This is a genomic window from Rhizobium sp. PRIMUS64, from assembly GCF_023006465.1.
GTDB lineage: Bacteria > Pseudomonadota > Alphaproteobacteria > Rhizobiales > Rhizobiaceae > Rhizobium > Rhizobium leguminosarum.
The window spans coordinates 1-21799 of the sequence record NZ_JALBGX010000088.1 but is presented as its reverse complement, the minus strand read 5'-3'; the positions used below and the strand labels follow the sequence as shown (position 1 = coordinate 21799).

Annotated in this window: 17 protein-coding genes and 2 pseudogenes; 3 read left to right on the top strand and 16 right to left on the bottom strand. The window is 61.1% G+C overall.

Translation table 11 applies throughout. From position 1 onward, the window contains the following. Positions 1-30: 30 nt before the first annotated feature. From MOV76_RS27085 to dnaG, 12 genes and pseudogenes are all read right to left on the bottom strand, one after another. Complete coding sequence (locus MOV76_RS27085; protein WP_047618433.1) at positions 31-828, bottom strand: APH(3') family aminoglycoside O-phosphotransferase; 798 nt, start codon at positions 826-828, stop codon at positions 31-33. A 103-nt stretch (positions 829-931) separates the two neighbouring features. Further along, on the bottom strand, positions 932-1093 hold the full coding sequence (locus tag MOV76_RS27080; RefSeq protein WP_012758376.1) for a hypothetical protein: 162 nt from the start codon (positions 1091-1093) through the stop codon (positions 932-934). A 94-nt stretch (positions 1094-1187) separates the two neighbouring features. Then, the gene (locus tag MOV76_RS27075; RefSeq protein ID WP_247265682.1) at positions 1188-2294 is read right to left on the bottom strand and encodes a DUF930 domain-containing protein; all 1107 of its coding nucleotides are present in this window, start codon (positions 2292-2294) and stop codon (positions 1188-1190) included. A gap of 85 nt (positions 2295-2379) precedes the next feature. Continuing rightward, positions 2380-3117, bottom strand: coding sequence for a DUF930 domain-containing protein (locus MOV76_RS27070; protein WP_247265677.1), 738 nt, complete (start codon positions 3115-3117; stop codon positions 2380-2382). A 175-nt stretch (positions 3118-3292) separates the two neighbouring features. Next, positions 3293-3586 (bottom strand): GYD domain-containing protein, encoded by a 294-nt coding sequence (locus MOV76_RS27065; RefSeq protein ID WP_018242976.1) that lies wholly within the window; start codon positions 3584-3586, stop codon positions 3293-3295. Between the two features lie 242 nt (positions 3587-3828). Beyond that, positions 3829-5886: an RNA polymerase sigma factor RpoD gene (gene rpoD / locus MOV76_RS27060; protein WP_018074040.1), complete on the bottom strand. Its 2058-nt coding sequence runs from the start codon at positions 5884-5886 to the stop codon at positions 3829-3831. A 571-nt stretch (positions 5887-6457) separates the two neighbouring features. After that, a complete protein-coding gene (locus MOV76_RS27055) occupies positions 6458-6805 on the bottom strand; it encodes a GFA family protein (RefSeq protein WP_247265676.1) in 348 nt (115 codons plus the stop codon). 10 nt (positions 6806-6815) lie between these two features. Further along, positions 6816-7853, bottom strand: coding sequence for an L-threonine 3-dehydrogenase (tdh, locus tag MOV76_RS27050; RefSeq protein ID WP_105006842.1), 1038 nt, complete (start codon positions 7851-7853; stop codon positions 6816-6818). A 263-nt stretch (positions 7854-8116) separates the two neighbouring features. Beyond that, positions 8117-9304, bottom strand: a complete 1188-nt coding sequence (locus MOV76_RS27045; protein WP_130729307.1) for a glycine C-acetyltransferase — start codon at positions 9302-9304, stop codon at positions 8117-8119. 164 nt (positions 9305-9468) lie between these two features. Then, positions 9469-10196 (bottom strand): annotated as a pseudogene (locus tag MOV76_RS27040) (class I SAM-dependent methyltransferase). A gap of 171 nt (positions 10197-10367) precedes the next feature. Then, positions 10368-12236 carry a DNA helicase RecQ gene (recQ, locus tag MOV76_RS27035; protein WP_247265675.1) on the bottom strand — a complete coding sequence of 623 codons (1869 nt, stop codon included), beginning with the start codon at positions 12234-12236 and terminating at the stop codon, positions 10368-10370. Further along, the gene (gene dnaG / locus MOV76_RS27030; protein WP_247265674.1) at positions 12236-14245 is read right to left on the bottom strand and encodes a DNA primase; all 2010 of its coding nucleotides are present in this window, start codon (positions 14243-14245) and stop codon (positions 12236-12238) included. Before dnaG ends, recQ begins: the two co-directional genes overlap by 1 nt. 669 nt (positions 14246-14914) lie before the next feature. Here dnaG and MOV76_RS27025 point away from each other — a divergent pair. Continuing rightward, the gene (locus MOV76_RS27025) at positions 14915-15805 is read left to right on the top strand and encodes a hypothetical protein (RefSeq protein WP_168298417.1); all 891 of its coding nucleotides are present in this window, start codon (positions 14915-14917) and stop codon (positions 15803-15805) included. A 3-nt stretch (positions 15806-15808) separates the two neighbouring features. On the opposite strand, the gene MOV76_RS27020 is transcribed toward MOV76_RS27025, so the two are convergent. Further along, positions 15809-16264, bottom strand: coding sequence for a GatB/YqeY domain-containing protein (locus MOV76_RS27020; protein ID WP_018242983.1), 456 nt, complete (start codon positions 16262-16264; stop codon positions 15809-15811). Between the two features lie 273 nt (positions 16265-16537). On the opposite strand from MOV76_RS27020, the gene carA reads away from it, so the two are divergent. Together carA and MOV76_RS27010 are read left to right on the top strand one after the other, a co-directional pair. Continuing rightward, on the top strand, positions 16538-17743 hold the full coding sequence (gene carA, locus MOV76_RS27015) for a glutamine-hydrolyzing carbamoyl-phosphate synthase small subunit (RefSeq protein ID WP_026230698.1): 1206 nt from the start codon (positions 16538-16540) through the stop codon (positions 17741-17743). 128 nt (positions 17744-17871) lie between these two features. Next, positions 17872-18192, top strand: a complete 321-nt coding sequence (locus tag MOV76_RS27010; protein WP_247265673.1) for an antibiotic biosynthesis monooxygenase — start codon at positions 17872-17874, stop codon at positions 18190-18192. A gap of 10 nt (positions 18193-18202) precedes the next feature. On the opposite strand, the gene MOV76_RS27005 is transcribed toward MOV76_RS27010, so the two are convergent. The 3 genes and pseudogenes from MOV76_RS27005 to MOV76_RS26995 form a co-directional block, all read right to left on the bottom strand. Then, positions 18203-19606, bottom strand: a complete 1404-nt coding sequence (locus MOV76_RS27005; protein WP_018446635.1) for an MATE family efflux transporter — start codon at positions 19604-19606, stop codon at positions 18203-18205. 142 nt (positions 19607-19748) lie between these two features. Further along, entirely contained in the window at positions 19749-20993 is a 1245-nt protein-coding gene (locus MOV76_RS27000) for a TCR/Tet family MFS transporter (protein WP_018242986.1), read from the bottom strand. Between the two features lie 138 nt (positions 20994-21131). Then, a pseudogene (locus MOV76_RS26995) lies at positions 21132-21799 on the bottom strand (LysR substrate-binding domain-containing protein); the annotation flags it as partial.

The following is a 21799-nucleotide window of genomic DNA, read 5'->3' as shown; positions in this document are numbered from 1 at the left end:
GGCATGACGCAATCGTTGCAGCCTGGAGGCCTAGAAGAACTCGTCGAGCAGCTGATAGTACTCGAGCCGAGCCGGATCGGTGGCCGGCATGCCATAACAATCAAGGAAGGGCTGCACCAGCGCCTCGCCGAAATTATAGGCGATGCTGCGGCAGGCGAGCGCGATATCCTGATAGCGGTCGGCGACACCGAGGCGGCTGCAATCGATATAGCCCGAAAATCCCTCTTCGGACGCGATGAAATTCGGCAGGCAGGCGTCGCCATGGGTGACAACAAGATCCTCGCCGCCCGGCCTCCTGCTTTCGAGTTCGGTAAACAGAGCCTCGGCACTCTTTCCAAGCCGCGTCTCATCGAAATCGGTCTCGTCGACGATGCCGGCCTGCATCCGCGCTTTTGCCCCGGCGATACGTCTCTCCAGCCGATGATCGAAGGGGCAGGATGCGATCGGCAGGCGATGCAGGTCAAGAAGCGCCGCAGCCAGCAGCCCGACCCGCGCGATCGGCGTCAGCGCCGATGCACTGGCAAGGTCACTCCCGGGGAGCGCGCTGATCAGCAGCCGATTGTGCACACCGTCGCTGTCCTCTGCAATGATATCGGGACAGGACAGACCGGAAGTCTTGAGCCAGCGAAGCCTGGCTGCCTCGTCGGCGAGCTCGCCGAAAGCACCCGTCTCTTCAACTTTCAGATAAAGCGTCGGCAATCCAAGAGCTTCCAGCCGGAAGACACTCGCGGCGGAACGGCCGAGTGCATCGCGCTCGAACCGGTAACTGGCTAGGCGGGCATCAAGTGCGCCCGCTGACAACGGTTGATCCTCTTGAAAAATCGATATGATATTTAGGCCATCGATGCTGGCGCATTATCCCGACCGGACGGAAGACCGCAAGCGTCGCGATCGGTCAGCACATGGGCAGACTGAACAGCCGTCGGGAACCTCAATGAACGGTTTCGGCGGGGGCGGCTTCGAGAAGAATTTCGAAAGCCTCTTCCAGAGCAGCCACCAGAATATCGGTCAACTCGTCGCCCTTGTTTTCCAGGAACAGCGCACTCACGGCTTCGTCCTGACGCTCAAAGAAACGCTCGATCTCATTCGACATATCATTGCCTCTTCTTCACCGGATCATCACGGCCATGAAGAAAGGCTAGATGCGGTTCCTTGCGCGTAGCTTGTTGCCATCGAGGCTTCCAAATTCAGTTTTCGGGAAGCCCGCGACTTTTCCATTGGCTACGCGGAATAGCTCCGTTGACATCAAAAGCAAAGGAGACAACTTTCATAGCATCCTGATCCACCTCGCAACGGAAGCGTACATCATACCAGCTTTCAGCTGTGCGGAAGGCGGCCCTGAGATCGAGAACGGTACCGCTAGATAATCCTTGGGTAGGTACAATGATGGGCTGAAACCTCGGCGAAGCGTGGACCAGCTGTTGCCGGAGCTCGTTGGCGCAAAGCTGCGCGACACGCTTGCTACGCGGCATGCCGTTCATCGCAATTCTCGCAACGGGATCGTCGTTGGCAGCCTGCGAAAACAAGGTCTTGGCTTTAGGCAGATCGTCCTTTGCCGCGTCCACCTTGGGCGGTTGAGACGGATTCTGCTCGCGCGGCTTGACTACCTCGATATCAGTCTTGGCTTCACCGGCAGCTTCAGCAAGAGGCGCATTGCGCTCGGGAGAAACGTCGGCTGTCGCAACCTCGGGAAGTTGTACGTCATCGGGAACCGGCCTTGCCGGAGGCGTCTCAACCTGTGGCTTCTCTGCAGAAGCTTCTGCAGGCACCTGTTGCGGCTCTGGGCTATGCTGCGGCGCAGTGGTCGCGGGTTTTACCTCACCCTGGGAGGAATTCCCAGCCGCCGATTTTTTTGGCCCGCTGTCCCTATCGCCAAACTCGAAGACAGGATTCAAACTAGCCATAGGAGCAGCGGGCTTGCCTTGCTCTGGCGGCTTACTTTCAGCGGGACGTGGTGGCGGAGGCGGCGGAGGCGGTGGCGGTTCCTTCTTGGCCTCTTCCGGCGGATTCGGCTCCGGTGGCTTTTCCTCGGGCTTGGGCTCCGGCTTCTTCTCCTCCGGCGGCGGAACGAGCTCCACCTTCACACTCTCGTCTTCAACAGGTTTCAGTTCGATCTTCGGCAGCCCGAAAATGAGAAGAGCAATGATAGGAATATGCGCAACAACGGACGCAACGACGCCCCAGCGGATTTCAGGCCGCTGCTTTCCCGTTTCGTGCTGCGTTTCCGCCGGTTCCACGTCTTCTTCTGTCACAGCAGCGATGTGGCCTCTAAAGCCGGCAGCATCAAGCCACAAAAGAAAAAAACCGCGTGATCGCAACAGCCATTTAAAGTGCTACAGCGTCCTTTGCGCGTCTGAAAAGACGCGCGGCGCTGTAGTGTTATTGTTCGGCGGCTCCGTCGTCGGCCACCAGATTGTGCTCCCGCCATTCACCTTGCGGAATGGCATCGCCGACGAGAAAGGCGAAGGACGCAATCTTGCCGGAGCCGGCATCGAGCTCGCATTTGAACTGGATGTTGTACCACTTCCGTTTGCTGCGGAAGGCGCCACCCTTCACCTCGACGCTGTTGCCGCTGACTTTCTTCGCCGTCATCGCATAGGGCGCAAGCGCATCCGGTGCCATGGCTGGCTGCGCCCGGCGCACCTGCTCCATCGCCTCCAGATCACAGAGCTGCAGATTGCGCTCGCTGCCGGCAAGGCCACGCAGTGCCTCGCGGGCGCGCCGGCTGCGCGGATCGGCAAGGACCTTGTCGGAAAACAGCTGTCTTGCCTCGACGAATTCCGTCGGCTTTGGCGTCGGCGGAGCGATTGGTACCACAGAAGGCATTGCCGCAGCAGGCGGATTATTTGCAACCGGCGCCGCCGGCTCGGCTTCAGGCTTTGCGGCCTCAGGATTTGCCTGTTGCGGCGAAGGCGCTCTGACGGTCTCAGGCACTTTCAGCGATTCCACGGCCTGAGGAACGATCTCCACCGAGAGACCGTCATCCGGCAATGGCAGCGGCGGCTCGGCCTTCGGCAACAGCAGCAGAAGGAGCAGGATCGCGACGGCATGCAACGCGAACGACGCCGCAGCGCCCCGCCGGATCCCCTGATCCCACTTGCCCGCCGCCAGCTCCATCGGTCAGGAAGCGGCTGTCGGACGATCGATGACGATCATGAAACTGAGGAGCGCTTTCATCATGAGCTTGCCGAAAACTCGGGCCGGAGCCTGCCGCGGAAATTGAAGCACGCCGCGACACTGCCAGCGCAGCTAACGCTCCGCAACCTTCAAGATCGACGATCTCCGTTTCCGGCTACCCGAGCGAGCCGATGATCTCCCGATAGGCGGCTTCCGGGAATGCCTTCAGTGTCTGGGTGCGGACATTGCCGCCCATCGCCAGCGAGAGGCCAAACCGCGCCATGACGGCATCGTCAGGCGCTTCGCAGACAGCCACCATGTCGTGGCCGCCCATCGTCAGAAAGAACTGGTTGAAGGAGCCGCCCATGTCGCCGAGCAGTTTCTTCGCCGCATCCAGCCGTTTTGACGAGTCGCGAACGTTGCGCACACCTTGGTCCGTCCAGTTGATCAGCACAATGTAAGTGGTCATTTCGCACCTCCCAGCGGAGGATTCGCCCGACACGGGCATGCGTCGGTCCTCGCTCGCGCATCGCGATCGATTTCTTCCCCCGTGGCCGGACTATAATCTTGTCACCACCAAGCGACAAGAAAGCCGCCGGGATCATTGGTATTAGGCATGTCGCCCAAAAGTGTGCGGCAGTGGCGCAAAGATCGAAAGAAAAAGCCGGACATGAAGCCCGGCTTTCGCAATCGTAGAGATCTTGTCGTCCCTCAGCTGTCGAGGAACGAGCGCAGCTTTCTGGAGCGGCTCGGATGCTTCAGCTTGCGCAGCGCCTTCGCCTCGATCTGGCGGATACGTTCGCGGGTGACCGAGAACTGCTGGCCGACTTCTTCGAGCGTGTGGTCGGTGTTCATGCCGATGCCGAAGCGCATGCGCAGAACACGTTCTTCGCGCGGCGTCAGCGAGGCGAGAACGCGGGTCGTCGTCTCGCGCAGGTTCGCCTGAATGGCGGCGTCGATCGGCAGCAACGCGTTCTTGTCCTCGATGAAATCGCCGAGATGCGAATCCTCTTCGTCGCCCACCGGGGTTTCGAGCGAGATCGGCTCCTTGGCGATCTTCAGAACCTTGCGGACCTTTTCGAGCGGCATGGCGAGCTTTTCGGCCAGTTCTTCCGGCGTCGGCTCGCGGCCGATCTCGTGCAGCATCTGGCGCGACGTGCGGACGATCTTGTTGATCGTCTCGATCATGTGCACCGGAATGCGGATCGTGCGGGCCTGGTCGGCGATCGAACGGGTGATCGCCTGGCGGATCCACCATGTCGCATAGGTCGAGAACTTGTAACCGCGGCGGTATTCGAACTTGTCGACCGCTTTCATCAGGCCGATATTGCCTTCCTGAATGAGGTCGAGGAACTGCAGGCCGCGGTTCGTGTACTTCTTGGCGATGGAGATGACCAGGCGAAGGTTCGCTTCGACCATTTCCTTCTTGGCGATACGCGCTTCGCGCTCGCCCTTCTGCACCATATGGACGATGCGGCGGAATTCCGAGATCGAGATACCAGTCTCGGTCGCCAGATTCTGGATTTCCTGGCGAATGTCGCGGATCGTCGTGTTTTCGCCCCTGGCGAATTCCTTCCAGCCGCGGGCGGCCAGATTGCCGATGGACTTCATCCAGTTCGGATCGAGTTCGGCGCCCTGGTACTGCTCCAGGAAGGAGTCGCGCTTGACGCCGTAGGATTCGGCCAGACGCAGCAAGCGGCCCTCGTTGGAAACGAGACGCTTGTTGATGTCGTAGAGCTGCTCGACGAGGGCGTCGATGCGGTTCTGGTTCAAGGACAGAGATTTGACGGCCTTGATGAGCTCATCTTTGAGTTCCTTGTAACGGCGCTCCTGGGCAGTGGACAGCGTGCCGGAAGCCGACAGGCGCTGCTCGACCTGCTGGTCCTGCAACTTGCGCAGCTTCTTATAGGTCTCGGCGATCGTATCGAGCGTCTCCATCACCTGCGGGCGAAGCTCGGCTTCCATCGCCGCCAGCGAAAGGTTGGATTCGTCCTCGTCCTCTTCCTCCTCCTCGGGAGGCAGGCCTTCGCCGCCGACATCGGTGATGTCGTCGTCGCCGGAGCGGGCGCGACGGGTCTTTTCCTTCTCTTCTGCGAGCTTGCGATCGGCTTCGATCTTCTCCGGGCTCTGGAACTGCGGCGCAGCCTTGGCTTCAGGGCCGGAATAGGTCGTTTCGAGATCGATGATCTCGCGCAGCAGCGTCGTGCCTTCGTTGAGTTCGTCACGCCAAATGATCAGCGCCTGGAAGGTCAGCGGGCTCTCGCAGAGACCCGCGATCATCGTCTCGCGGCCGGCCTCGATGCGCTTGGCGATCGCGATTTCGCCCTCGCGGGAAAGAAGCTCTACCGAGCCCATCTCGCGCAGGTACATGCGAACCGGATCGTCGGTACGGTCGGTCGGTTCTTTTTTCTTGGCGGTCGCCAGCGCCGTGCCGCTCGAAGGCGCGAGTTCGCCGCCTTCGCTCTCCTCGTCGCCGCCGGCGTCGTCGTCATCGCTGCCGCCGGAAGCACCGGCTTCCTCGGCTTCCTCGTCTTCAATGACGTTGATGCCCATGTCGGACAGCATCGACATCGTGTCTTCGATCTGCTCGGACGTCACTTCTTCGGACGGCAGGACCGCGTTAAGCTCGTCCATGGTCACATAGCCGCGCTTCTTGGCGGCCTTGATCATCTTCTTGACCGCGTCGTCGGAAAGATCGAGAAGAGGGCCGTCGCTTGCGCCGTCGCGTTCGACTTCCGCGTCTTCGTTCTCTTTGACCTTGGTTGCCATTTATATCGTCGCCTTCCTGACGCTATCCAATCTCGCTACGGTGAACGGGCTGTCTCAGGGCCTGACGCGCCGCACGCGCCGCCCTCGAATCACCTTTGCCCACCTAACGGGATGACATTTAAAGCCTGATTAACCACGATTACCGGCACCGGACAGCAAAGCTTTCTTGCTCTTGGATTTCCGGCCATGGTTGCGCGATCCGCCTTGACCCAGTTCACCATTCAACAAGTCGAACGGTGATTCCCACATTTTTTGTTCTCGTCAAGCTTTTCCAGAAAAAAAGCCCACAAAAATACGGAAAAAGCCTTATCCACAGGCTTTGAACCGCGGCAGCGATTGCGAACCCTTATTTAAGATGCGGCGAACAAAAGACAAGGGCAGCAAATATTTTGCCGGCCGTACCCAGTTGTTTCCATCATCTTTGCAGTTGTGCAGACGGTATATGCACCTTTAGAGCGCCGTGCGTCCTTTCGGACGCACAAAGGACGCTCTAACTCTTTCAATCCTCGCATCGTCCTTTCCGAAAGTGATTCCGATTCTCGGGCCGATGCGCTGGCCTGAGAAATAGTGGCTAACGCGCCGCGCCGTCATACGCCTTCACTGTCAGCGCGCCGAGATCGACCGCGGGAATGCAGCGCAGATTGATCGAAGCCATTGCCGCGCCGTCCGGGGCCACGCCTTCGCCGAACGGTGCAATGCCGCAATTGGCGCAGAAGTGATGCCGGATGACATGCCGGTTGAAAGTGTAGGTCGAGACATTGTCCTCCGGTGTTTTCAGCACCAGCTTCTCGCGCGGCACGAAGGCCAGAAGTCCGCCCCGCCGGCGGCAGAGCGAGCAGTTGCAGTCAAGCGCCTCGGTGAATTCGCCTTCGACCTCGAAAGCCACATTGCCGCAATGGCAGCTTCCTTCATGGAGCATGTCGTCCTCCTCACATCCAGTCCATGACAACCTTGCCGGAATTGCCCGACCGCATCGCCTCGAAACCGTCACGGAAATCGTCGATGCCGATCCGGTGGGTGATGATGGGCGCGAGATCGAGGCCGCCCTGGACGAAAGCGATCATCTTGTACCAGGTCTCGAACATCTCGCGGCCGTAGATGCCCTTGAGATTGAGCATCTTGAAGATCACCTTGTTCCAGTCGATCTCGAAGCCCGCCGGCGCGATGCCGAGAATGGCGATCTTGCCGCCATTGTTCATCTTGTCGATCATGTCGCGGAAGGCGGGTGCGGCCCCTGACATTTCGAGCCCGACGTCGAAACCCTCCGTCATGCCGATCGCCTTCATGACGTCGGTGAGGTTTTCCTTCGATGCGTCGACGACGTGATCGATGCCGAGCTTGCGCGCCAGCTCCAGCCGGTGTGGATTGATATCGGTGATGACGACCTTGCGGGCGCCGGATCGCTTGGCGACGAGCGCGCCCATGATGCCGATCGGCCCGGCACCGGTGACGAGCACGTCCTCACCGACGAGATCAAAGGAAAGCGCGGTGTGCACGGCATTGCCGAACGGATCGAAGATCGCGGCGATCTCGTCTGATATATCATCCGGGATCGGCACGACATTGCTTTCGGGAATGCAGACGAATTCGCCGAAGGAGCCTGGGCGGTTGACGCCGACACCGAGCGTATTTCGGCAGAGATGCCCCCTGCCCGCCCGGCAGTTGCGGCACTTGCCGCAGACGATATGCCCCTCACCGGAGACCCGCTCGCCGACATGATAGCGGGTGACCGCCGAGCCGATCTCGGCGATCTCGCCGGAGAATTCATGGCCGACTACCATCGGCACCGGAATGGTCTTCTGTGCCCACTGGTCCCAGTTCCAGATATGGACGTCGGTGCCGCAGATCGCCGATTTCTTCACCCGGATCAGCACATCGTTCGGCCCGACCTCGGGCACCGGCACATTCTCCATCCAAAGCCCGACTTCCGGTTTCGCTTTGACCAGCGCCTTCATCATGTTCGACATCAACGATATCCCGCCTTGTTCTGGTGCCCGACTTTGCGACTCCCTCTTCTCCCCGTCGGGGAGAAGGTGCCCGTAGGGCGGATGAGGGGGCGGCACGGCACGCCATATAAACCTTACTTTGTTCCTCGCTTACCGCTCGAAACGTCGCTTCGCTCCTCCCCCTCTTCTATCCTGACGGACATCTCTGCCTGGGTCGAGCCACGGGTCTCGACCCGTCCTTGGGACCCCCCGCTGGGGAGAAGAGGGAGATGGCAACGCTATTCTCAAATCACACCCAGTTCCCGCCCTGCCTCGGCAAAGGCCGCGATCGCCCGCTCCACATCCGTCCGCGAATGCGCCGCCGACATCTGTGTGCGGATGCGGGCCTGGCCTTTCGGCACGACGGGGAAGGAGAAGCCGATCACATAGATCCCCTTCTTCAGCATCAGGCCGGCCATATCCTGGGCGAGTTTGGCGTCACCCAGCATGACGGGGATGATCGGATGGCCTTCGCCGGCAAGTGTGAAGCCGAGCTTGGTCATCTCTGTGCGGAACAGATCCGCATTGTCGGAAAGACGCTTGCGCAAGGCATCGCCGTTTTCGATGAGGTCGAACACCTTGAGCGAGGCAGCGGCAATGACGGGGGCCAGGGTGTTCGAGAACAGATAGGGCCGCGAGCGCTGTCGCAGCCATTCGACGACTTCCGCCTTGGCGGAGGTATAGCCGCCCGAGGCGCCGCCGAGCGCCTTGCCGAGCGTGCCGGTGATGATGTCGATTCGGCCCTCGACGCCGCAATGTTCGGCAGAGCCGCGACCGTTCTTACCGACGAAACCGACGGCATGGCTGTCATCGACCATGACCATCGCGCCGTATTTCTCGGCGAGATCGCAGACACCGCCCAAATTGGCGATGATGCCGTCCATCGAGAAGACGCCGTCGGTGGCGACCAGTTTGAAGCGGCTGCCTTCGGCCTTTTTCAGTTCCTCTTCGAGCGCCGCCATGTCGTTGTTGGCGTAGCGAAAACGCTTGGCCTTCGAAAGCCTGACGCCGTCGATGATCGAGGCGTGGTTCAGCGCGTCCGAGATGATCGCGTCCTCCTCCGAGAGCAGCGTTTCGAAGAGACCACCATTGGCGTCGAAGCAGGAGGAATAGAGGATCGTGTCTTCCATGCCGAGGAAGGCGGAGATGCGCGCTTCGAGCTGCTTATGCTCCTCCTGCGTACCGCAGATGAAGCGCACCGAGGCCATGCCATAGCCGTATCGGTCGAGCGCCTTCTTGCCGGCCTCTGCCAGCTCCTCGTTGTCGGCAAGGCCGAGATAGTTGTTGGCGCAGAAATTCAGCACCCGCTCGCCGGTGGAAATCGCGATCTCGCCCGCCTGCTTGGAGCTGATGACACGCTCGGATTTATAGAGGCCGGCATCCTTCAGCGCCGAAATTTCAGCTTGGAGATGGGAGAGAAATTGCGAGGTCATGGGGCGGCCCTTCGTGAAGATTTCTCTACAGCGCCGCGCGTCTTTTCAGACGTGCAAAGGACGCCGTAACACTTTGAATTTGCGCATCGTGCTTTCCGAAAATCAATTCCAATTTCGGGCCGATGCGCCAGCCGAGTTAGCATATCACCATCTGCTTGTCTTCTTCAGCGCTGGACCGAGATCAGCAGGAACATCGGCCGGTCCAGCTCCTCCGCCCAATCTGGATTGTCGTGGAGCTCATCTTCGTTCGGGCTCCACTCCTCGACATGGCGAATGGCAAAACCGGCCGCGATCAAGGTGTTGAGCGTCGTGCCGAGCTTGCGGTGCTGCTTGACGACACCTTTGGCGAGCCAGTCGGTGGTTCGTGGACCTTCGACGGAATAGCGGTCGAGCGGCCAGATGCGCCGCCCTCGGCATCGGCCGCCCAGGCCGGGTTGGTCGGCGCCATGAAGATCGGATGCTCGATGGTGAAGACGAATTGCGATCCCGGCAAAAGCGCGCGATGGACCGTCGCGACCAGGCCGGCGAAATCCTCGATATAATGCAGCGCCAGCGAGCTATAGGCAAAATCGAAAGAAGCTTGAGCAAGCCTGAGATGCTCGAGATCGGCGATCTCGTAGGTGATCGCTGCTTCAGTCGTATCGGCCCTCGCTCTGGCAATCATCTTTTCCGAGATGTCGAGCGCAAGCACGCTTGCAGCACCCTGGCTCACGGCGAAACGTGAAAACCAACCGAAGCCGCAGCCGAGATCGACGATACGCTTGCCGGCAAGATCGGGCAGCAGCGCGCGCACGGCCGGCCACTCGGATGCTCCGTCAAGCCCGTGGACGGATCGCCTCATGCCGCTATATCCGGTGAAAAATTCCGGTCGGTCGTAGATATTCTGGGCCATCGGCGCTCCTCCCTACTGCATAACTCCTGAAATCGGCATCGATTTCAGGAGAAAATTATGCAGCAATTCAAAGTGCTACAGCGTCCTTTGCGCGTCTGAAAAAGATGCGCGGCGCTGTAGAGGCAGCACTACCATGCCCCCTCGCCCGATCTCAAGGATCAGGCGGGTCCGTTAGCCGTTGTCCTGCGCCAGGATGATCTCCAGGAAGGCATCGCCGTAGCGTTCGAGCTTCGCCTGCCCGACACCTGATATGGCGAGCAGTTCCTTGCGGCTGCGCGGCTTCTCGGTGGCGAAGGCGATCAACGTTGTATCGGGAAAGACGACATAGGGCGGCACGCCGAGCGATTTCGCTATCGCCATACGCTCGGCCCGCAGCGCCTCGAAGAGACTGCCGTCTGCGCCTGATAGTCCCGATTTGCGCTCGCTGCGCTCCGCCTTCTTCGTACGCCGTTCCGAGGCCGGCCGATCCTTGCGGAAGAACACCTGTCGCTCGTGTTTGAAGACAGCGCGCGCCTCCGGCTCGAGCTTCAGCGCCCCGTAAGCCTCATGATCGACACGGATCAATCCCATGGCAAGCAACTGGCGGAAGACCGACTGCCAGACGCGCGCCGGAATATCCTTGCCGGCACCGAAGACCGGCATTTCGGCATGGCCGAAACGTTCGGTCTTTTCGTTGACGTTGCCGAGGAGCACATCGACGACATGGCCAGCGCCGAAACGCTCGCCGGTGCGATAGATGGCGGCCAGCGCCTTGATCGCCACCTCCGTGCCCTCCCAGGTCTCGACCGGCTTCAGGCAGGTGTCGCAATTGCCGCAATGGCCGGCATGCGCCTCGCCGAAATGAGCAAGGATGGCCTGGCGGCGGCAGGAGGCGGTCTCGCAGATCGCCAGCAATGCGTTGAGCTTGGCGCGTTCGACCCGCTTGATCTCCGCGGCGGCATTGCCCTCGTCGATCATCCGGCCGCGCTGGATGACGTCGGCCATGCCATAGGCCATCCAGACCTCGGACGGCAGGCCGTCGCGTCCGGCACGTCCGGTCTCCTGATAATAGGCCTCGACGGAGCCCGGCAGATCGAGATGAGCGACATAACGCACGTTCGGCTTGTCGATGCCCATGCCGAAGGCGACGGTGGCAACCAGGCAAAGGTTCTCTTCTTTGAGGAAGGCATCCTGATTGGCGTCGCGAACCGACCTGTCCATGCCGGCATGATAGGCACGCGCGCGGATGCCCTGACCGTTCAGCCATTCGGCCGTATCCTCGACCTTGGCACGCGACAGGCAATAGACGATGCCGCTGTCGCCCTTGTGGCCGGACAGGAACCGCAACAGCTGCTGGCGCGGCTGGTCACGCTCGACGATCTCATAGGCGATGTTCGGTCGGTCGAAGCTGGTGGTGAAGATCTCGGCAGCATCAAGCCCCAGCCGCTCAATGATGTCGTCGCGTGTGTGCGGATCAGCCGTCGCCGTCAGCGCCACTCTGGGCACACCGGGATATTGCTCGCCGAGCCGGCCGAGCGCGCGATATTCCGGCCGGAAATCATGGCCCCATTGCGAGACGCAGTGGGCCTCGTCGATGGCAAACAGCGCGATCTTCTCGTTGGCGATCAGCTCGCGGAAGCCATCGGTCAGAATACGCTCGGGCGTGACGTAGAGAAGGTCGAGCTGGCCCGCCGAAAGCGCGCGGCGAACCTCGACGAACTCCTCGCGCGACAGCGAGGAGTTGAGCGCGGCTGCCCGGATGCCGAGCTGCTTCATCGCCTCGACCTGATCGCGCATCAGCGCAATCAGTGGCGAAACCACGATGCCGACGCCATCGCGGCAGAGCGCCGGGATCTGGAAGCACAGCGATTTGCCCGCACCTGTGGGAAAGAGCACGACCGCATCGCCGCCGGAAACCACGTGCTCGACCACCTGCTGCTGCTTGCCGCGGAAGGAGGAATAGCCATAGACCTGCTTGAGAATCTCGAGCGGCGAGCGACCGGCGGAAAACAGCGCGCCGGAAGCGGAAAAGCCCGGTTCATTCCGTTCAGTCAGCGACATCAGTGATTCGCCGCCCCTTTGACGCGGCCGGAAAGCACGCCGAAGCCATCGATGATCGCCTCCTGGTTCTCAAGGCGCACCCCTTCGAAATGCACCTCCTGCTGCGCCCGCATCAGCTGAACGATCGCCTCGCCGTCGCCGGCTTCGGTCGCCAGCGCGATCTCGCGCTCGAGCTCGATCTTCTGCCGGCGCAGCGCCTTCGCCCGCTTGTGGGAGGCCAGCGCCTGGCGGTATCCCTCACGCGCATCTTCCATCGCCGCCTCCTCGGTCGCGATCCACAGCCGGGCATTGCGCACCTGCTGGTCAAGGCTCTTGATAAGCGGGCCGAAGCCTTCGAATTCCAGCCTTTCGGTCAGATATTCGCGCGTCAGATGCGGGCCGGCGACGGCCGCAGCTGCCCCCAGCATCGCCGACCAGAGCCGCTGCAGCTCGCGGCTGTCATATTCGATCGCGGCGATCTCGTCATAATCGTCGATCATCAGCGAGGGGTGATTGACGACGGTCAGCGCCAGCACACTTTCGCGCAGCGCCGTATTGTTCTGGTGGCCGCGCACCGGGCCTGAGCGGGCGAGCCTTTCGGAAATGACGCTCGGGCTTTTCGGCCCTGCCTTGCCGGCATTGTCGCGGCCCGTCCGGTAATTGCCATTGCCGTTGAAGCCGCCGCGGCGATCGCCATTGTTGCGGTTCTGGAACTGCGGCTGGAAGAAGGCGTTCAGCCGGTCGCGAATATCCTGCTGGTAGTGACGGCGCACGTTCTCGTCGGCGATAACCGCGACCAGTTGCTTCAGCCGCGCCTCCAGTTCGGCACGCGCCTCGGGCGTGTCGAACTTGCCGGTGCTGATCTCCCGGCTCCAAAGCATCTCGGAGAGCGGCTTTGCCTGGCTCATCACCTTGTCGAACGGCGCGCGCCCGTCATCGCGCACGAGATCGTCCGGATCCTTGCCGTCGGGCAGAAGCGCGAAGCGAACAGAACGGCCGGGCTTCAGATGCGGCAGCGCCAATTCGGCGGCGCGATTGGCGGCGCGGATGCCGGCGCCGTCGCCGTCGAAGCAGAGCACCGGTTGCGGCACCATCTTCCAGAGTAGCTCGAGCTGGTTTTCGGTGAGCGCCGTGCCGAGCGGCGCAACGGCATTCTCGATGCCCGCCTGATGCAGCGCGATCACGTCCATATAGCCTTCGACGGCGATGATGGTGCCGGTCGCATTGTCGTCCTGAGGATCGCCTCGGCCCGGTCCCTGGATCGCGCGCCGCGCACGGGCGAAATTGTAAAGAACATTGCCCTTGTGGAAGAGCTCCGTCTCGTTGGAGTTCAGATATTTCGCCGGCGCGTCGGCCGACATGGCGCGGCCGCCGAAAGCGATCACCTTTTCCCGCGATGAAAGGATCGGGAACATGATGCGGTCGCGGAAACGATCGTAGGAAACCGGCACGTTTTCATGGACGACCAGACCGCAGGCCTCGATCTGATCCTTGGAGACACCCTTGCCGGCGAGGAATTCCTTGAGCGCATTGCGGCTGTCGGGCGCATAGCCGAGACGGAAGGTCTCGATGGTGCGCCCGGTCAATCCGCGGTCGCGCAGATAGGCGCGCGCCCTCGCCCCATTTGCCGTCTGCAACTGATCCTGGAAAAATTGTGTCGCCATTTCCATGACGTCGATCAACGAGCCGCGCTCCTTCTCGCGCTTCTCCATCACAGGATCGGCAAGCGGCATCGGCACGCCTGCCATATCGGCGATCTGCTGCACTGCCTCGGGAAAACTCAGGCCCTCCAGCTCGGTGAGAAAGCGGAAATGGTCACCGGTGACGCCACAGCCGAAGCAGTGATAGCGGCCCTTTCGGTCCTCGCAGTGGAAGCTCGGCGATTTCTCGCCGTGGAACGGGCAGCAGGCCCAGTAATCGCCGCGCGACACATTCGTCTTGCGCTTATCCCAGCTCACGCGGCGCGCGATCACGTTCGAAATCGGAACGCGGTCGCGGATATCATCGAGAAAGGTGTTGGAAAAGCGCATTTATACCTCTTGGCCAACCTCCATATAAGCTGCTTTGCCGCTCCATGCCACGAAACTTGTCATGAAAACCCGCTATTCACAGGCTATGTGGCCGTCATCGGCGGCTCCGGTTATCCGATCAACAACGCGTTATCGCCCCCTGCGACAGGGTGCGACATTATTGTCCCTTCAGAGCCGGAATTCCGCCGGCAGAAAAACTTCAGCAAGCGCAGCGGTCTCTGACGGAGACGAAGAATCCCTTTTAGAAACAAAAGATTAGCACCTCGGATGATTGCGCCTCATCAACCTCCGCGCCACCTCCCGAGAGTCCGCTTCGACGCCTCCAAACCGCCGATTCCGGCAATTATTATTTTTTTGTAATTTGAATAAGCCGCCGCACCGCAATAGGTTCGATCTCAACAAAGCGATCCCCGAGCGAAGCACCATCCCTACCCCCGGCGCCGCTTCGCAAGGGTGCCTTTGCAAATACCCTCCGGCTTGGGCTTCGGCCCTGCGTGCCGGTGGAAGCAAAGAGCAAGAAGGCAGGAGCGCCCCCAGCTCCTGCCTTCTTAAATTTTTGGCTCTCCCTGCGACAACTCTCCCTTTGAAATTAACCGCTTATTAACAAAACCGTTGACAGGCGGCGCTCGCATGAAAGATGTATGCGCCGAACTCCCTGGACCTCTCCAAATGGCTTTTACCGCGGACAATCTTGCAGCAGACGATCGCTTTCTCGCTGCCATCCTGCATTGCGCCGATCAGATGCTCTCCATTTATCGTGAGAGCCCGCGCATCGCCTCGATCTTCGCCGCGCAGCAGCGCTGGCTGATGGCCCATGCCGGCTTCGCGCTTCATTACGGTTATTCCGACGACGGGAAGAGCGGCGGCCTCTATTCCGGCCGCTTCATCGATTTTGCGGTCAGGAACGACATCGCCAGCCGCAACACGGCCGCGGCCTTCATGCAGGAGATGCTGGCCTATCGCTTCCTGCGACCGGTCCCCGGCCCCGACAAGCGCACACGCTACCTCGAGCCCACCGAAATCGCCGAGCAGCATTTCACCCGATGGCTCGTCGCCCATATGATGATCCTCGACAGTCTCGACAGCGGTGAGCGCGCCGGTAAGATCACCGCCGATCCCTCTGCGATGATGGCAGCAATCCAGCCGCTGATCGCAAGGGCGATCATCGGGAGTGAAGCGGTGCGCAATCCGGGCGCCACCTTCAACCTCTTCAACTGGGCAAATTCCGGCGGCCTGGTGATGGACTACCTGATCTCGCGGCTTCCGGAATTTCCAAGGACGGCCGACCGCGTCGTTCTCGGTCCTCTGTCGCTCAGGGAAATCCGTGAACAGTTCATGATCTCCAACACCCACCTGAAGCGGCTTCTGACGCAGGCAGCGACCATGGAAAGCGTTGGCTGGACAGAACCCTCCCGCAAGGGCGACTTCTGGCTGTCGGGCCACTTCATCGGCGAATATTGGAATTATCAGGCGGCGAAATTCGCCATCATCGATGCCGCAGCGGAAGCGGTGCTCGGGCCTGCGGTTCGTAACGAACCGCAGGCAAGGCTCGTCATATGAGGCTTATCCGTTCAACAGTTCCTTGACGGTCGCCGACGCCTTGGCAAAATCCATCTGGCCGGCATAACGCTCCTTCAGCGCCGCCATCACCTTGCCCATGTCCTTGGCGCCCGCTGCACCCGTCTCGGCGATGATCGCCGAGACGTTGGCGCGCACTTCGCTGTCTGAAAGCTGCTTCGGCATGAAATCCTGAATGACGATGATTTCGGCACGCTCCTTGGCGGCAAGCTCCGGCCGGGAATTCTCCTCGTAGATCTTTGCCGATTCGTCGCGCTGCTTTACCATCTTAGCGAGGATCTGCAGGATTTCGTCGTCGCTCGCCTGTTCCTTGCCAATGCCGCGATTGGCGATATCGCGGTCCTTAACCGCGGCCTGGATCAGCCGGACGGTGGAAAGCCGCTCTGCATTCTTGGCCTTCATCGCCTCTTTCAGCTGGGTGGCGAGTTGATCGCGCAGCATGGTCTTCACTCCTGTTTTGATGCCGCTTCATAAACCACGCTGATGCGGGGGATCAAATAAATTGCGCGGTCAGTGCGATAAAGCGCAGGAAAATGGCAGCAATCTCGGCTACAAAGATTGACGCTAAGCGATTGCGTGGCTATTTACCGCCACCTGCACCAAAATTCGTGATCAGGCCTGAAGCGCGCGGCATTGCCGCGTCCACGCGCCTGCGAGATCAAAAGGCGGCGAGCCGCGGCAACGCGCGCACCGAACGCCGGAAACGGGATGAAGATGACCGCGACAGCACCCTGGACAATCGAGAAGCCGACCGCCCTGCTCGTTCTTGCCGACGGCACGGTCATCGAAGGCAAGGGCATCGGCGCCACCGGCAAGGTGCCGGCCGAAGTGGTCTTCAACACCGCGCTGACCGGCTATGAGGAGATCCTGACGGATCCCTCCTATCTCGGCCAGATCGTCACCTTCACCTTCCCGCATATCGGCAATATCGGCACCAACGATGAAGACATCGAGGATCTGACGCCTGCCGCCCGTCACGGCGCCGTCGGCGTCATCTTCAAGGCCGACATCACCGACCCTTCGAACTACCGCGCCGCCAAACACCTCGACCAATGGCTGAAGGCCCGCGGCGTCATCGGCCTTTGCGGCATCGACACGCGGGCGCTGACCGCCTGGATCCGCGAGAACGGCGCCCCGAACGCGGTGATCGCCCACGACCCGAACGGCGTCTTCGACATCGAGACGCTGAAGGCTGAAGCCAAAGCCTGGAGCGGCCTCGAAGGTCTCGACCTCGCCAAGATTGCCTCGTCGGGCCAGTCCTCGCAATGGACCGAAACGCCGTGGGTGTGGAATGAAGGTTACGGTGAACTCAAGGCGACGGAGGCGAAATACCACGTTGTCTGCCTGGATTACGGCGTCAAGCGCAACATCTTGCGCCTGTTTGCCGGCCTCGGCTGCAAAGTGACTGTTGTGCCGGCGGCAACGAGCGCCGAAGACGTGCTCGCCATGCAGCCGGACGGCATCTTCCTGTCGAACGGCCCGGGCGATCCGGCGGCAACCGGTGAATATGCCGTGCCTGTGATCAAGACGCTTGTTAAGACCGATATCCCGGTCTTCGGCATCTGCCTCGGCCACCAGATGCTGGGCCTCGCACTCGGCGCGAAGACCGAGAAGATGCATCAGGGCCATCACGGCGCCAATCACCCTGTCAAGGACCATACCACCGGCAAGGTCGAGATCGTCTCGATGAACCACGGCTTCGCGGTCGACTCGAAGTCGCTGCCAGATGGTGTTGAAGAGACTCATATTTCGCTTTTCGACGGCACCAATTGCGGCCTGCGTGTCCTCGGCAAGCAGGTTTTCTCCGTCCAGCACCATCCGGAAGCCTCTCCGGGGCCGCAGGACAGCCACTATCTCTTCCGTCGCTTCATCAACATGGTGCGTGAGAAGAAGGGCGAACCGGCGCTCGCCGAGCGCTGATTTCAAACAATGCCCATTTCAGATGAAGGCCCACCCAAGTGGGCCTTTTTCTCTAATCGCCTGTTGACCTCAACTTAACTTGAGGAACTACAGATCTGCCTGCAAACATTTATGCGGGAGAAAACCGGATGAACGGCGTTTTCTACAGGATCGACAAGTTCGCCGTGCCGGCCCCGGCACGCGACGAGTTCCTGATGCATATGGTGTGCACACATGCCTTGCTGCAGGCGCACGAAGGATTCACCGGACACTCTGTCCTGGAGCAGGTCGCCGGACCCGGCGAATTCAACTTCGTGACGATCGCCGAATGGGAAAATGCCGAGGCGTTCGAGCAGGCGCAGGCAGCGATCGCCGCCGCGCGGGCGACGGCAAACCTTAGTCCGCAGGAAATGTTCGAACGGCTCGGCATCAGCGCCGATATCGCCGGCTACAAGCCGGTCGCAGCCTGATCAGGAGATATCAGGCGCCGGCCGTCACTCCTTCGCGGCGAAGGAGAAGGTAGAAGCGCGCGCAGAGCATGACGGCGGCGGCGGCCAGCCCGACGAGGAAGCCGAACCAGATGCCGATGCCGCCGAAACCCAGCGGGAAGGCAAAGGCCCAGGCGAGGAAGAAGCCGATCGGCCAGTAGGCGATCAACGCCATGATCATCGGCACGCGTGCGTCCTTCAGGCCGCGCAGCAATCCATTGGCGATCACCTGCAGCCCGTCGACGAGCTGGAAAAGCCCGGCAACGACGATCAGCGGCCCGGCATAGGCAAGGACCTCGGGCGCCTCGGCCGCATTGACGTCGAGGAACCAGCTGCCGAGGAATTGCGGCATGGTGGCAAAGAGCACGCTGCCCACCGCCGAAATGGCGCAGGCGAGGACGAGCACCGTGATCGAAGCGCGCACCAGCCCCTGATAATCACCCTGCCCGTGCGCGACACCGACGCGCACCGTCGCCGCCTGGCTGAGGCCGAGCGGGATCATGAAGGCGATCGAGGCCCATTGCAGGGCAATGCCATGAGCCGCAAGCTCGATCGTGCCGATATAGCCCATCAGGAGCGAAGCCACCGTGAACAGGCTGACCTCGGCAAGGATGGTGACGCTGATCGGGAAACCAAGCCGGATGACCTCCAGCAGCGCATGCCAGTCGGGCTTCCAGAACCGCACGAAGATCTCGTAGCGCCGAGTCTCCTCCCGCCGCTGCACGAAAGCCAGGATGAAGAGGAAGCCGGCCGTCTGCACGACGACCGAAACGATCGCAGCACCTTCGAGCCCCATCGCCGGAAAGCCGAAATGGCCGAGGACAAGGATATAGGCGAAGATCGCGTTCATCACCAGCGTGGCGATGGTGACGTTGAGGATGATACCCGCCTTGCCGATGGCGCTGACCAGCGCCCGCATGACGTTGAAGAGCAGCGCCGGCAGCACGCCGAACTGGCCGATCATGATGTAGCCGTGGGCGAGCTTGGCCACCTCGGGCTTCTGCTGCGCGAAGAGAAGGATCTGCTCCGAATTGAAGAAGGCCGGCTGCATGATCACCCAATAGGCGATCACCACCCACAGACCCATGCGCAGCGACCGGCGCACCGACACGACGTCGCCGCGGCCATAGGCCTGCGCCACCATCGGAATGACGGCGATGGCAAAGCCCGAGCCGAAGATCAGGATCGTGAACAGGAACTGCGCCGCAAGCACCATCGCCGCTAGATGCTCGGCGCCGAGCCGGCCGACGATCATGACGTCGGTGGTGTTGATGCCGAGCTGGGCAAGCTGCGCGCCGATCAGCGGAATGCCGAGCGCCAGCGTTGCACGGAAATGTGCGCCCCAACGATTATCGGCTGTCGGCGCAAGCCTGCGCGTGTCGATCGGCGTGTCCATGACACCAGTCCTGTGATTGAAATATGCGTCGCCGCAGCTTGCGGCGAAATAACATCCGGACTTAGAGCAAAGCCCCGCAAAGAACTACCCCAGATGAGGCAAATGATGAAAAATTCATCATCGCATCAGCGTTTCTGATCGATCAACCTGCCGCTTCCAGCGCCTGGGCAGGCTCACGGACCCGGACCCGCATGAGGAACACGCCGGCGGCCAACAGGATGAACAGGGCGGCGGCAAGATAGGGCGCGCCGGCAAAAGTGACCGGCGCCTCGGGCCGCGTGAAATAACCGAACATCTGCGTGAAGATTAGCGGTCCGAGGATGGTGGTAATGCTGCTGAGGCTGGTGAGCGCGCCTTGCAGCTCGCCCTGTGCCGAGGGCGGCACCATGCCGGCGGCGATGCTGCGCAGCGGCGGATCGGCGACGTTTTCCATGACAGTCGCAACGATGATGACATAGACGACCCAGCCCTCCCAGGCGAAGGCATAACCGGTGAGCCCGACGGCCGAGAAGCAGAGGCCGAGAAGAGCGGTCTTCCACTCGCCGAGCACCGGCACGATCCGCGGCAGAACCAGGCCCATGACGATCGCGGCGCCGATGCCGTAAATGCCGAGCGACAAACCGATCTGTCCCTCGCTCCAACCGTAGCGATAGGTCGAGACGAACGACCAGACCGAGGGATAGACCGCATGCGCCAGGAAGAACAGGAACATGACGAGGCTGACCCAACCGATGCCAGGATAATGGCGCATCTGGCGCAACGCGCCGAGCGGATTGGCGCGCTTCCACTCGAACCGGCGGCGGTTTTTCGCCTCCAGCGTTTCCGGCAGCAGGAAGCAGGCGGCGATGAAATTGACCAGCGATAGCGCGGCCGCGCCAAGGAACGGCACACGCGGGCCGAATTCGCCGAGCAAACCGCCGATGACGGGACCGATCGTGAAGCCGACGCCGAAGGCGATGCCGATCAGCCCGAAATTCTTCGCGCGGTTCTCCTCCGTGCTGATATCGGCAATATAGGCCGAGCAGGTGGCGAAGCTGCCGCCACTGATGCCGGCAAGCACGCGGCCGACGAACAGCATCCAGTAGCTGGTGGCGATGCCACAGATGAAATTGTCGATCGCGAAGGTCAGCACCGAAAGCAAAAGGATCGGCCGACGGCCGAAACGGTCGGACAGGTTTCCGAGCAGCGGCGCAAACAGGAATTGCATGCCGGCATAGACGAGCATCAGCCAGCCGCCGTCAATCGCCGCATCGCTGACGCTGCCGCCGGTCAGTTGCTCCAGATAAGCGGGCAGCACCGGCATGATGATGGCGATGCCGATAATGTCGAGGAAGAGGATGATAAAGACCAGAAAAAGGCCGCGGCGAACGAATTTAGGGTCAAGCATGAGGCATCTCTACAGCGATCGGTTCTGAAAAGACGATCTCGTCGCCAAGAAAGTGACATAGCTCAGAAAGGAAACCGAAACAATCCGTGAACATTTCAAAGTTTTTGATAATGCAGAACGGGAAGTTTATGAGACGTCTCAACCGAGGGGCGCGCGCTGCCGTTCCAGCTTCAGAAAATCGACGAAGGCGCGCAATGGTGCCGGCATATGCCGTCGACTGGCGTAATAAAGATACGGACCGGAAAATTCGCTGGCCCAATCGTCGAGGATAGCGACCAGTTGACCGGAGGCGAGGCCCGATTCCAGGAGCTCTTGGAATGAGCTGATGATGCCCAGCCCCGCGACGGCGGCGGCGAGCTCTATCTCGATCGAATTTGACGTAAGCGCACCGCTTGGCGATGGCAAAAGTCTCCCCGCCGCGCTCGAATTCCCAGGTGAGCCCGATCCCGCTGAGAAAGCGATGCCGGATGCAGCTGTGCTCCAGCAGGTCACGCGGATGTTGCGGCATGCCCCTTTCCTGCAGATAAGCCGGTGAAGCGGCGGTGACATAGCGCTGCCGGCTCGGACCGATCGGCACGGCGATCATGTCGCGCTCGATGCGCTCGTCATAACGGATGCCGGCGTCGAAACCGGCGGCGAGCACGTCGATGAACGTATCCTCGGCGACGATCTCCAGCTCGATCTCGGGATAGAGCTTCAGGAACCGGCAGGCAATGTCGGGCAGGAACAGCCGCGCCGCGACCGTCGGCACGTTGAGCCGCAGCGTGCCGGCCGGCCTGTCGCGGAAATTGTCGAGCGCCCCGAGT

Excerpts from the sequence above, each read along its gene's own strand:
- dnaG (WP_247265674.1), bottom strand. The coding sequence starts at position 14,245 with ATGCGCTTTTCCAACACCTTTCTCGATGATATCCGCGACCGCGTTCCG.
- recQ (WP_247265675.1), bottom strand. The coding sequence starts at position 12,236 with ATGTCGCTGACTGAACGGAATGAACCGGGCTTTTCCGCTTCCGGCGCG.
- MOV76_RS27055 (WP_247265676.1), bottom strand. The coding sequence starts at position 6,805 with ATGCTCCATGAAGGAAGCTGCCATTGCGGCAATGTGGCTTTCGAGGTC.
- carA (WP_026230698.1), top strand. The coding sequence starts at position 16,538 with ATGACCGCGACAGCACCCTGGACAATCGAGAAGCCGACCGCCCTGCTC.
- MOV76_RS27025 (WP_168298417.1), top strand. The coding sequence starts at position 14,915 with ATGGCTTTTACCGCGGACAATCTTGCAGCAGACGATCGCTTTCTCGCT.
- MOV76_RS27045 (WP_130729307.1), bottom strand. The coding sequence starts at position 9,304 with ATGACCTCGCAATTTCTCTCCCATCTCCAAGCTGAAATTTCGGCGCTG.
- rpoD (WP_018074040.1), bottom strand. The coding sequence starts at position 5,886 with ATGGCAACCAAGGTCAAAGAGAACGAAGACGCGGAAGTCGAACGCGAC.
- MOV76_RS27020 (WP_018242983.1), bottom strand. The coding sequence starts at position 16,264 with ATGCTGCGCGATCAACTCGCCACCCAGCTGAAAGAGGCGATGAAGGCC.
- tdh (WP_105006842.1), bottom strand. The coding sequence starts at position 7,853 with ATGTCGAACATGATGAAGGCGCTGGTCAAAGCGAAACCGGAAGTCGGG.
- MOV76_RS27000 (WP_018242986.1), bottom strand. The coding sequence starts at position 20,993 with ATGCTTGACCCTAAATTCGTTCGCCGCGGCCTTTTTCTGGTCTTTATC.
- MOV76_RS27010 (WP_247265673.1), top strand. The coding sequence starts at position 17,872 with ATGAACGGCGTTTTCTACAGGATCGACAAGTTCGCCGTGCCGGCCCCG.
- MOV76_RS27065 (WP_018242976.1), bottom strand. The coding sequence starts at position 3,586 with ATGACCACTTACATTGTGCTGATCAACTGGACGGACCAAGGTGTGCGC.
- MOV76_RS27080 (WP_012758376.1), bottom strand. The coding sequence starts at position 1,093 with ATGTCGAATGAGATCGAGCGTTTCTTTGAGCGTCAGGACGAAGCCGTG.
- MOV76_RS27070 (WP_247265677.1), bottom strand. The coding sequence starts at position 3,117 with ATGGAGCTGGCGGCGGGCAAGTGGGATCAGGGGATCCGGCGGGGCGCT.
- MOV76_RS27005 (WP_018446635.1), bottom strand. The coding sequence starts at position 19,606 with ATGGACACGCCGATCGACACGCGCAGGCTTGCGCCGACAGCCGATAAT.